Annotated in this window: 5 protein-coding genes and 1 pseudogene; 3 read left to right on the forward strand and 3 right to left on the reverse strand. The window is 68.5% G+C overall.

Translation table 11 applies throughout. The features are described from left to right. Window positions 1-47: 47 nt before the first annotated feature. Both AIIKEEIJ_RS15680 and AIIKEEIJ_RS15685 read right to left on the reverse strand, forming a co-directional pair. Complete coding sequence (locus AIIKEEIJ_RS15680; protein ID WP_238406413.1) at window positions 48-7,019, reverse strand: DEAD/DEAH box helicase family protein; 6,972 nt, start codon at window positions 7,017-7,019, stop codon at window positions 48-50. Window positions 7,020-7,180: 161 nt separating this feature from the next. Then, window positions 7,181-7,813, reverse strand: coding sequence for a hypothetical protein (locus AIIKEEIJ_RS15685; RefSeq protein WP_161996045.1), 633 nt, complete (start codon window positions 7,811-7,813; stop codon window positions 7,181-7,183). 572 nt (window positions 7,814-8,385) lie between these two features. Here AIIKEEIJ_RS15685 and AIIKEEIJ_RS15690 point away from each other — a divergent pair. The 3 genes from AIIKEEIJ_RS15690 (at window position 8,386) to AIIKEEIJ_RS15700 (ending at window position 11,676) form a co-directional block, all read left to right on the forward strand. Then, window positions 8,386-8,577 carry a hypothetical protein gene (locus tag AIIKEEIJ_RS15690; RefSeq protein WP_017682291.1) on the forward strand — a complete coding sequence of 64 codons (192 nt, stop codon included), beginning with the start codon at window positions 8,386-8,388 and terminating at the stop codon, window positions 8,575-8,577. Between the two features lie 36 nt (window positions 8,578-8,613). After that, window positions 8,614-9,237, forward strand: coding sequence for a Fic family protein (locus AIIKEEIJ_RS15695; protein ID WP_161996046.1), 624 nt, complete (start codon window positions 8,614-8,616; stop codon window positions 9,235-9,237). Between the two features lie 1,452 nt (window positions 9,238-10,689). Further along, window positions 10,690-11,676: an NYN domain-containing protein gene (locus AIIKEEIJ_RS15700; RefSeq protein WP_010596688.1), complete on the forward strand. Its 987-nt coding sequence runs from the start codon at window positions 10,690-10,692 to the stop codon at window positions 11,674-11,676. Window positions 11,677-11,731: 55 nt separating this feature from the next. On the opposite strand, the pseudogene AIIKEEIJ_RS33105 reads toward AIIKEEIJ_RS15700, so the two are convergent. Further along, a pseudogene (locus tag AIIKEEIJ_RS33105) lies at window positions 11,732-11,848 on the reverse strand (NYN domain-containing protein); the annotation flags it as partial.

Raw genomic sequence — 11,848 nt, forward strand, 5'->3', positions numbered from 1 at the left:
GTCGGCCGGGATGTGCAGGTCGGCGTGGTCGCGGTGGACCTGCCAGATCAGATCGGCGGCGTGTTCGATGCGGCTGTGCTCGGGCTCGGGGCGCCCAGGTTCGCCAGCGCGGGATACATCGTCAGATTCCGCCCGTCGGTGGCGATCTTGAGGCTGTTGTCCAGGTCCATCCGATCACCCTGAATCTGGGACATACGCACATCGAGGTCGGCCATCGCGTCGAGGGCGTCGGGGCCCAGGTCGAACTCGACGATCTGCGGCGTGCCGCCGTCGAGGGTGGGCAGGCGCACCGGGATGCGATCGGCGGTCACCACGTCGCGGAACTGGTCGAACATCGCCACCAGCTGGGGGACGTTGGCGTATTCGGCCATGCGGGTGCGCATCTGGATGCGGGTGGCGGTGGTGTTCATCTCCGCCACCGACACCGGCTTGGCGAAGGTGCCCGCCCAGTTGTCGATGCGCCCGAGGCCGGCGGCGTGCAGCAGGTCCGGGCGCAGGTACTTGGTCATCACCCAGATCTCCGACAGCGAGTTGGTGATCGGGGTGCCCGTGGCGAACGCGATCGCTTTGGCCGGCGCGTGCGGCATCCCCTGCTCGGCGTTGCGAGCGCGGGCCTGCTCGCGCAGATACTTGGCTTTCATCTCCAGGTCGGTGGCGCGTTGGGAGCCGGTCGGGACCGCCAGGTCGGCGCTGTTGGACGGGCGGGTGAGGTTCTTGTAGTCGTGGGCCTCGTCGACGAACAGGAAATCGCAGCCCGATTGCTCGAAGGTCAGCCCGTCGTCGGTGGCCTTGGCGTCGATGATCTTCTCGATGCGGCCTTCGGCGGCCTTGATCGCGTTCTCGATCTGCTTGACCGTGAACTCCGCTCCTTGGCTGTTGGCGGCGTCGAGAGCCTGCCGTAGTTCGGAGATTTCGCTGTCGAGGTATTCGATCTGCGCTTCGCGGCGCATGGCGATCTTGCCGAACACCGACTGCGGCACGATCACCAGATCCCAGTCGCCGACGGCGCTCTGCCCGACGAAGCGTTGCCGGTCATCGCGGCCGTCGAGTTCGGAGGCGACGAGGATGTTCGCGTTCGGGTAGGCGTCGCGGGCCTCGACCGACCACTGCGCGAGCAGGTGGTTGGGCACCACGATCCACGGTTGGCGGATCTGCCCGAGACGTGTGGCTTCCATGCACGAGGCGGTGATCGTCAGGGTCTTGCCGGCCCCGACCACGTGGTCGAGCAGGATCGTCTCGTCGTGCAGGAACCGCTGCACCGCGGCGGCCTGATAGTCGTAGGGCGTGTACTTCGGATTCAGGCCGGGGAAAGACTTGCTGCGTCCGTCGTGGACCGGCTTGACGAACGAGTTGTAGCGCTCGTTGAAGGTGGCGGCCAGGCGCAGATAGCGGTCACCGTCCTCCCACAGCCACTTCTCGAACCGCTCGGCCAGCGCACCAGCGGAGGCGTGGGCCTGTTCGGTGAGCTTGACGTGGAACCGCGGCTTGGGGGAGCGCTCGAGCTCGTCGGCGGTCTTGGTCACCTGGATGGGTTTGTTGTTGGCGAGCAGCTCGAACATCTTCACCCCGGGGAGCCGGCCGGTGCCGTACTTGTCGGGATAGCCGCTGGAGAACTCGTGGCGGCTTTTCTGGTCGGTGGAGATCTCCCAGCTGCCGCTGACCTTGTCGTGCTCGACGGTGAGCCGGTCCGGGCGCAGCCCGAACTCGTGGATCAGGAACGCGCGATAGTCCTCGATCGGCACCCAGGTCGCGCCGATGCGCACCCCGATGTCGGCGGGGTCCACATCCGCCGGCACCACCGATTCGAGGGCCTGCACCAGCGGGGCGTAGCGGGGGTCCTGGTTGGCCTTGACCCGGGCGAGGGCGAGCTTGTCGCGGACCTGCCCGGACAACGCGACGGTGGCGAGTTCCCACTGGTCATCGGCGTGCAGGGACGGATAGATCCGGCCCTGGGCCTGGTCGAGGGCGTCCTCGACGGACAGGTTCAGCAGCTCGGCGACCCGGTGCGGGGCGATGTGTCCGAGCTCGTCGAAGCAGATCGCCAACGCCTCGTCGAGGTCGGCGGCGCCGGTGGCCTTGTCCTTGAACGGGGTGGTGTCCTCGGTGAAGATCGCCGTCTTGGTCGCCACCGCCTCGCTGCCGTCGAAGCGCGACTGGAAGTTCTCGATCGCCAGCACCATGCCCAGGCGCGGGTCGCGGGCGATCGCGCCCTGCAGATGCGCGGAATACCGCCGCGGCTGTGGCTGCTCGGCCGCCTTCTCGCGCAGCTCCTCGTACACCTCGTCGGGAATCGATCCGGTGTACGGTCCGGCATCCTTCGGGTCGAGGCCGTCGGCAATAGCCTCGTCGCGGCCGGTCTCGAGCCGCCACTCGGTGATCGCCTTGTCCAGGCGAGCGGCGATCTTCGCCTCCGACAGCGGGGTCGGGTCGGTGAGCTTGAACCGGTTCAGCGGCCCCCACCGGCGCACATAGCCGTCGTAGAGCGAGTTCAGCCGGCCCCGGATCACGTCACGGTCGGCGACGGTATGCGTGCGGGAGCGGCTGGCCTCGGACAGCTCCATCACCGTCTCCCCGAGAGCGATGAGCACCTTCCACTGCCGCGCCAGGTCCTTGCCGCGGCAGCCGGCCTCGGCCCAGCCCCGGCCGAGGGTGAACTGCTCGAAGCGATTCTCGGTCTCGTTGAATCGCATCGCGCCGGGCAGCACCTCGTTGGAGTCGAGACCTGTTCCGGTGCGCAGCCCCGGCGTGGTGAACGCTTCTACCCCCGCCGGATCGGGGGCCGGGGCGGTGAACCCGAGACCGCGGGCGACGGCCCGGTCGATGAGCGGATCGAGCTGGGTGCGCAGCTGCTCGGCCAGGGCGGCGCCGGTGTGCGCGGTGACCCGCAGCGAGCCCCCGGCATACATGCCGCCGCCGACGGTGAGGGTGCCCAGCACCCGCTCCGGGTACTTCGCGAAGTACGGGTTGATCCAGGTCCGGGCCTGTTCACCGGTCTTGGCGTCGACTGCTTCGACCTGCACGGCGGGCTGTGCCCATTCGAGGGTGTCCTCGGTGGGGGTGGCTCCGTCCTCGCGGCGGCGGAAGATGAGCACGTCGGTGACCACGTCGGTGCCGGCCTGCCGGTCGAACGCGCCGGTGGGCAGACGCACCGCACCGATCAGATCACCTGTCGCGGTGATCACGGCGCGTTGTTCGGCGCGGCGGGCATCCGAGGTGAACATGCTCGTCACCACGGCGACGTAGCCCCCGGGGGCGGTCAGCGCGAGGGATTTGGCGATGAAGTGGTTGTGGATCGCCAGACCCTCGGCATTGTGGATCGGATCGACGGGCGCGAACTTGCCGAACGGGACGTTGCCGATCGCCCCGGTGAAGGTGCCGGCGGGGGCGAAGTTGCGTTCGAAGCCGTGGTTGCGGATCTGCTGCGAGGGATACAGGTAGTGCGCGATCTTCGCGCTGATCGGCTCGATCTCGACGCCGACCATGCGCACCGTCTCCGGGGCGGTGCCGACGAAATGACCGGCCCCGCAGCCCGGTTCGAGCAACAGCGCACCGTCGGGCAGTCCGGCCCGCGCCGCCGCCCGCCACAGTTCGGCGACGATCGCCGGGTCGGTGTAGTGGGCGTTGAGGGTGGTCTGGCGGGCCTGGGCGAAGCCCTTGTCCCCGAGCAGATCGAGCAGTTCGGCGTGCTCGTCGCCCCACTGCGCGAGGATCTTCGCGCGGTTGTCGAAGACCTCCGGGATCGCTCCCCAGCCGGACCACTGCGCCAGCACCGCCTGCTCGGCGGCGGTGGCCGGTCGCTGCTGTTCGTCGAGCCGGCGCACCAGGCGCAGGGCGGCGATGTTCGCCCGCGCCCGGGCCTTCGCCCCGGACGGGACCAGCACCTCGGTACCGAGGGTGAAGTCCTGCGCCGCCGCGGTCGGCGGTGCAGGACGCACCACCGGGGTCTCGACCTGCGGGGCGGTCTGCGCGGCCGCGGCGCCGGTCTCCGGTTCGGCCTGGTCACCACCGGTGTCCGGGGTAGGAGCGGTGACCTCCGCGACAGTCTCGGATAGCTCGGCCGCGGCAGTGGCGTCGCTTTGCGGCTGCTCAACGGCGGTCTGCGGTTCGGCGGACACATCGGCAGCGGCGTACTGGGCGGCGGTGGCCGGGGAGAGGTAGACGTATCCGCCGGATTCCTTGCGGGCCTTGACCAGACCGCCGTTTCGCCACAGGGGGCTGGTCAGTGGCTCGCCGTATTCGGTGTCGGGAACGACCAGCTCGTCGGTGTCCGCAACCGGTTCGGTCTGCGCCGGCACTGAGGCCGGCTCGGCGGCAGCCTCCGGTTCCGGTTCCGGTTCGGGCGCGGGGGTGGGTGCGGTGGTCGGTCCGATGTGGCCGAGCATCGGACGATCGGTGAGCACCCACGAGGTCGCAGCCGTGTCGGTGCCGGCCGGGTGAGGGTCCGACGGCTCGGTGGGAGCCGATTCGACCGCTTCGAAGATCACCGCGCCTGTGTCCTCGACCGCAGGCGTTAAGACTCGGGGGGACGGCGGGGCCTCCTCACCGACCTGCGGTTGCTCGGTCTCGATGGTCGGTTGGTCGTGGGTATCCACCTCGGCTTCAGCCTCGGTGCCGGTGTCGAGTTCGGCCTCGACGCCGGTGGTGCGCTCTGGGTCGAGCTGTTCGGCCTGGGGGTCGGCGGCGAGGACGGCGCGGGCGTCGGCGATCGCGTCCCGCATCGTCAGCTCGGGACGGGACTGACGATCGACGTAGGTAATGTGGTCACTGCTGTTCGGTGCCCACCCAGAGCGGATCGTGACGTGCCGGCCGTCAGGATCACCAACGACCACATCTCCCGCCCCGGCGAAGGTCAGGTCGGTGGAGGTGAGGCTGTACAGGTCGTCCCCTGCGGCCCGAATGTCGCGCAGCACCGTCGGGTCCACGTCGTGACCGAGGGTCCACTCCAGATCGATCCCGAGGGATTCGAGCAGGTCGACCTCGGCCGGGACAGCGCTGCGCAGCTGCTCGATGATGCCGCTACGCACGTCCTCGAGGAGCGAGTGGGCGGCAACGAAGGTGCCGGACTCGTCGTACTTCCACAGCAGATCCGACCGGGCCGCAGCGTGGTAGAACTCGTTGTTCCGGGCGTAGGCGATCGCCCTGGTCACCACGGTGGTGCGGGCCTGGGCGTAGGGCCGGTAGATGCGTTCGATCCACTCCGGGATCGGCTTGGTGCGGGCGTCGAGCAGCGCACCGATCGCCACCCGCGGATTGTGGCCGGCGGTGGTGGACGTGCCGCCGCCGTCGAGGGTGTATGCCCACCCGTGAATCGAGTAGTGCTGCACCCTCGATTCCACATAGTCCCGCAAGCGGAGTTGGCGGAATTCGCCGGTCGCGACGAACCCGGCGGAGACATCCGATGCCTCGGGTTGCGGCAGGTTCGGGATGATGTTTCCGCGCAGCTCGGCAGCCAGACGCTCGGGGGGAATGCCCGCGGTGGCTTTGATCAGATCGGGGCGTTCCTCGGCCATGACCGCGAAGGCGGTCTCGATACCGAACTCGATCAGATCGGTGCGGGTCCACATCGGCAGACCGGCCCACGACCCGACCAGCGGGTCGCGGCGCAGCTGCAGGGTCATCCACGCCGTCCACTCCCCGGCGGTGTCCTGGTCCCAGGTCAGCTCGGGTCCGTGGAGGCGGTCCCATTCGGCGTAGGCCCGCTCGTACAGCTCGGCCGGCAGCGGGTGGTATTCGAGCAGAACTTTCGCTGCGGCCTGCCGCAGCGGTGAGCCGGCGCGGGCGGCCTCGGCGATCAGGGTCTTGGCGTCGTCGCGGGCGACGGCAGGCAGGTAGTCCGGACGCCGACCCTCAACCTTGGCGATGAGCCTCGGGGCGACGGCGACCTCGGCGATCAAGGCCTGGCGCTGCGCGGCGGTGGCCTCACGGCGTCCCTGCTCGACACCGGCGAACCACTGGGCGCGGATCTCGTCGCGGGCCTTGCGGCCGCGCACCGCCTCGAGCGCGGCAGCGACCTGCGGGTCGGTGTCCGGCTGCGGCAGCGTCAGCGGATCGTCGGGGTCGTAGGCGGCCCGGCCCCGCGCCCACCACTGCTCGACCTCGACCGTGGCGGCCCGGTCGATGCCGTCCAGCACCGCATCGACGTGGTCACTGCGCTGCTCGACAGTGTCGAGCTCGGCCGGTTCCTGCGCCTCGAGAACGACTTGGGTGGTGTCGAGGAAGTCCTCGGCGACGGCGCGGTCCTCGCGGGCGCGGGCGTCGACGATCGTGTCGGTCACCTCGGCGGTGACCGGATGCTGCACCGGCTCGCCGGTGCGGGCCTGCCAGTACGCCTCGGCGGCGCGGTGACCGAGTTCGCCCCAGCGTTTCGGATCCGCCAGGATCGACCGGCACACCACGAACATCTCGTCGGTCAGCGAGGCACGGTCGGTCATCAGATCGGCCAGCGCGACCTGGGCCTTGACCTTGAAATGCCCGTCGGCCCAGGAAAAGAACTGCGCCGCCGTGTTGACCTCGAGGTTCACGGCAACATCGACCTCGGCATCCGGTTCGGCGAGACGCTCGAGCAAACGACGCTCGACCTCGGCCACCGGATCGATCACCGGCTGCGGAGTCTCGGCCGGGGGCGGCTCAAGCGCCGGGGCAGTGTCCGGCGCGGCCGGCCCGGCCGGTGTCGCGGCCGGGAGGAACATCGGCCCCGCGGGACGGTCGGGGAACTGTGCCTGCGGAATGTTGCCAGCCAGCAGCGACGCGATCAGATCGTGGGCCTGGCCTTTGGTGATGCCGTCTTCGACGACGAACGGCACGTCCGTCTCGCGGGCAAGGCGTTCGAGGGCCCGCAACTGGCGGGCGGTGGCGGGGTGTTCACGCCAGGCCGGTTGCGCAGAAGCGACCTCACCCACCACCGGCCTGGGGACGCCCTCCGGGTCGATCCCCAGAACGTGCAGCTCACTGCGCAGCTGATTCTCCCGGCCACGCAGCTCCCACCATTGCCCACGGAGACGTTCGAGGTGCTCGGTCAACGCAGCGACTCGCTGACCGTTGATGTCGACGCCACGGCCCAGTCCGCGTTCCTGCGCGGTCGCCAGAGCCTTCCTGGCCTCGGCCAGACGATCAACGAGCTTCTCGCCCTGTTTACGCAGGCCAAACAGTTCGTCGCGGACCTGCGCCCACTGTGCCTGGATCAGAACGGCAGATCCGGGTCCTGCGGCGGGTTGCGCCGCATCTCGTCCTCGATCATCGCCGCCAGCTCGTCCGCCAACGGATCGCGGGAGGTCATCGGCACCGGCAGGTTGTCCTCGATCCGCTGCGCGATCAGCGCCTCCGCCAGCGACAGGAACCATCCCGGCTTCGACACCCACACCCTTTCCACGACTCGACCCGCGGTCGGGTTCGGCCGAACGTTCCGCGTCCGCCACCGACCGGGATCCTGCGCTGCCCGGGCTGCCTCCCAGCGTTCCTCGATCCGCTGATCGAGCCCCACCTCGAACTCCTCCTGCGCTGCCCGAATCTCCGGCGTCACCTGCGGATACAGCTCGCCCTCCAGCACCATCTCCCGCGCTGCCCGCCACGCTGTTGCCTTGGCCTGCACCGCGTCCCAGTACGTCGCGTCCGGGGTCGTCAGGGTCGCCTGCTCGAACTGCTCGGCCGCGTCCTCGGTCATCTGCTGCAGACGCAGCGCTTCCCGGTCGATCCGCTCCTGCTCGGTCGCCGGATCGATCCCCAGCCACTCGACCAGAATCCGCCTGGTCTCGGCCGCGATCGTCAGGTCGATCCCCTCGACCTGCACCCTGAAATCCTCGCTCTGCGGAGCCATTTCGTCCTCCCTGATCCTCTGTCCCGAACGTGTCCTGGTTGGCGTTCTCGTCCGCCACGCGACCTCCTCGACTGCGCCCGACCCTGGGCGGAGCTCCCCCCGAATCCGGGAACATTTCAAGATCAATTCTACTCGAGCACTGTACTCGAAATACGTCCTGAACTGCGATTACCCGTTGTTCCACTAGCCGGTCCGTGATGCCCGCGGGGCAGCCGCCGCGACCGCCACCACGACGATCAGCGGAAGAACGAGAAGCCCTCCGACGCCGGCCGCCACCGCCCGACCCGGGCGACCGTACCGGCGATACGACCGGTGCGCACAGACGAGCGCGGCCACGATTCCGAGCACATTGAAGATGAGCAGCACAACCATGCGATCCCCCTACCTCGGTGGGCGCGACAGGCCCATCCGCCGTCTCGTCGTCCAGCTGTGCCTACACCACGGCGCCGACAACGCCGCGGTCCGCACAACGTCCGCAGGCCGGCAGAGCCCGTCTCGATTGCTCGCTGTCGCCACCGGCTGCCATCATGGGGGGGTACAGCGGACCGGATCGAGACGGAAGGGAGCACGCCGTGACCACACACGATGTTCGGGCACTGGTCGCACGGTGGCGTGCGCTGCCCACCGAGGAGAAGGTCTATCGGCGGCGCGCCGCCGTGGTCGATCACGTGATCCACAGCATGGCGATGGAAGGCGAGCCGGTCTCCGACCGGTGGATCGAGCAGGCACGGCAGCGTCAGCGGGCCGTGCTGGGCTCGCACTGATCGTGCACGCACGGACCCGCGCAGCAGCGGTGGCCCGTGGGTGAGCCGCCGGAGCCGGTCGATACCGGCAGCACCCGCCAGTTCGAGACACTGTTCGGCACGAAGACCTACCACGAGGTCGCCGATCTGATCGCCGAGCCACTACGCCGGCTGCTCGACGAGGTGGCCTCCGGTCGCTTCGCCGACGAGGCGATGGACGTGGATTTGCTCCGCGAGTTCCATCGCCGGATCCTGATCGACGTGATGCCCGACATCGCCGGCCGGTGGCGCACCAAGCCGGTCCGGGTGGGAGGCCACTATCCGCCGGAACACATCCACGTGGACCGACAGATGCGGGAGCTGTTCCACAGCTTCACCGGCCGGCTCGACTACTGCGCCGACGACGTCGAGCTTCAACTCGAAGCCCTCGCCTACCTGGAGGCTCAGGCACTGCACGTGCATCCGTTCGAGGATTTCAACGGTAGAGCGGTGAGGGCGATGGTCGCCGAAGCGATGCGGCGGCTGGACTTTCCCGTCCTCGAACTCAGCGTCGAACGCGACACCACCCAACATGCCCGATATGTGACGGCGCTGCGGGAATGGGATCAGCACAGGTCGCTGACCCTGCTGTGCGAATTCTGGCGGGACGTTCGTTTCGCATCACTGGACGATCAGGACTGAGGGCCCTGCCCGCGACGCAGCGTCGATCCGGGGGAGCAGGTGCCGCCCGTGAGCTCCGGTCGAAGATGCTGGACACGCACGCACAGCAGAGATCCGAGCGAGTACGAACGCGGCTGTGCTGCGAGCTGGGGCCGAGGACCTCGACCACAAGCGAAACAAGCGCTTACCGAGTGCGCAGACCCGAGGCGGCGGTGTCGAACTGGAGGCTCGGCCCACGGCGACGCAAGGTTGCATGCGTGGCGTGCATGCAATGCACGCATGTTTCCGGCAGCGTACGTCGATCCATCGTGTCGGGGACACCGCCACCCTCCCAGTACGTGGAGGATCCAGTTCCGTCAGCGCAAGCGCCGACGGAACTCCGGACGGAAGACGACAAGAGCCGGCCCGCACTGTGCCACCCCCTGCACGGCGCAGTCCGACCCGGCCGCCCTGCAGTGTCGCGCGCTCGGTCAAGATCGGCCTGAGATGGAACCGAGAAGCCCCGCCGGAGAGAGTTTGGGGCAACTCCGAGGGCCTCGATCACCGCGCAGGGGTATGACGGTGACGCGAAAACCTTACCGAAACAGACAACGGCGCCGTGAGGTTCCCTGCCCATACCTGTCTGCTACCGGCCGTCACAGGAGTCGAACCATCATGCCCACGCGACGCTGCAAGCTCGTCCCGCCAGTCCCCGTTCGTGCCCGGCGCCGCAACCAACGAGCCATGGCCATTCGGCCCCGCCGAGTCGGCGCCTAGGTCCTGGCGTGCGAGGCAGCATCGATCAGGACCCGAAGGAGTGAAGTGTCGCCGGTGCACTCATGGTTGTCCGGGATGGATAAGCACGATTATCCATGATTCATGTTGCGGTGCAACAGGACTGAACTTAACGGCGGGCTGCGAGATGCCTTGGCGCCGACGACGCCCGTCGCGCAGGAACACGAATTCAGACTCATCCAGGACCGAGACCGTCCCAGTCGGTCGATCCAGCCGCGTCGGCGGCAGCGAACAGCGCCCGGGACGCGCCGACGCCGTGGACTTGACCGCGCCGGTGCGCCCGCCCCGCGCCTCGTTCCCGCGAGACAACGCCGATATCCCACGAAACCTGCTGTGGCACAACCTGTCACGAAATGCCGATAAGCGTGATTATGTCAACTCGCACGCCCGTTATTGCATCCGATGCATCATTCGGCCTTCCCTGCGGCATCGCTTCGGTACCTCGGCTGCCGTGTGCAGACCGTCCGTGACCAGCGGAGAGGCAAGGTTCTGCGTTCCGGCTACCCGATACCAGTCGCACACCGCTTACCGCGCGTACGCGGCATACCGCGAGTCCTGCCAGGACGCCGGGTGCGAGCATCGCCTGCAGGCAGGCGCTTCGCGGTGGTCGAGGCTGTCCCGTGCTCCCACCAGTGAAAGGGGCGCATGGGCTGGTCACAGTGTGCCGTCCCTGTCGTTTCTGCATGTCATAGTGAGCGCATGCGGTCGACCTGCTCGCTCTACATCGATGCCGGATATCTGCTTGCCTCGGCTGCAACTCGCGTGACCGGCACGTCGCTACGCAGCGGTATTCACGTCGACTACTCCACGCTGATCAGCTCGCTGGTGGACACCGCGCAGGACCGGTCGGGGCTGCCGGTGTTGCGGGTGTATTGGTACGACTCGGCCCGCAACGGCATCCCCGACGCGCAGCAAGAACGCATCGGTGAGCTTGCCAAGGTCAAGCTTCGCCTCGGCCGCTTCGGTGTCAACGGCGAGCAGAAGGGCGTGGACCTGCGTATCGGCCTGGACTTGGTGGCTCACGCTCGCAACGGAGCCTCGGATGTGTTCTTCCTCGTCTCCGGCGACGATGACCTGACCGAAGCCGTCGAAGAGGCTCAGGTTCACGGCGTTCAAGTCGTGCTGCTCGCCGTCCCGACCGCGGTGGGCACCTCGCACGGGGTCAGCCGGCACCTGATCCGCGCTGCCGACGAGCTCGACGTCATCGACGGCGGAGTCGTCGATGACGCGGTGCTCAAGGTCGACCGTCAACCGGTGCCCGCACCGATTCCCACGCCACCGGCGCCCACGCCCGCCGTGGTCCCGGCGGTCCGGCCGGCTGGCCGGACCCCTCTGGACGTGGCGGCGCGGGTACCGGCCTCGTCGGCCCCGCGTCGGACCAGTGTGCTCGCCTACAGCAGCACCACCGGCTCCCCCGCTCAGGTGCTGCCGGGCTACGACCGCAACGACGAGACCGAGGACGACCACGCGATCGACGAGGTGGTGATGCGGGTGCTGGCCTCGTTCCGGGAAAGCGCCACCGCCGACGAGAAGCTCGAGCTCGATCGGGCCAGGCCCTCGATCCCGCGGGAGATCGACCGGGCCCTGCTGCTCGACGCGTCCGTCGCGATGCAGCACTACGACCTGGACGAGGACAGCCGGTACCGGTTGCGGGCCCGCTTCTGGGAGAAGTACGACGAGGGCTGAGACCCACCCGTAGGCATCTCCCAGCTCGTCCGCATCCGACCGGATGGTCGAGGTGCATGTCGTAGTGCTGCATCGCGACGGACGCGTCGAGCAGCAGGGCCCGGTCGATCTCCCGCGGGATCGAGGGCCTGGCCCGATCGAGCTCGAGCTTCTCGTCGGCGGTGGCGCTTTC

The organism is Rhodococcus sp. YH1 (genome assembly GCF_009939605.1).
Classification (GTDB): Bacteria; Actinomycetota; Actinomycetes; order Mycobacteriales; family Mycobacteriaceae; genus Rhodococcus; species Rhodococcus aetherivorans.

Coding starts and splice junctions, on each gene's coding strand:
- AIIKEEIJ_RS15700 (WP_010596688.1), top strand. CDS start 10,690: ATGCGGTCGACCTGCTCGCTCTACATCGATGCCGGATATCTGCTTGCC.
- AIIKEEIJ_RS15685 (WP_161996045.1), bottom strand. CDS start 7,813: ATGGCTCCGCAGAGCGAGGATTTCAGGGTGCAGGTCGAGGGGATCGAC.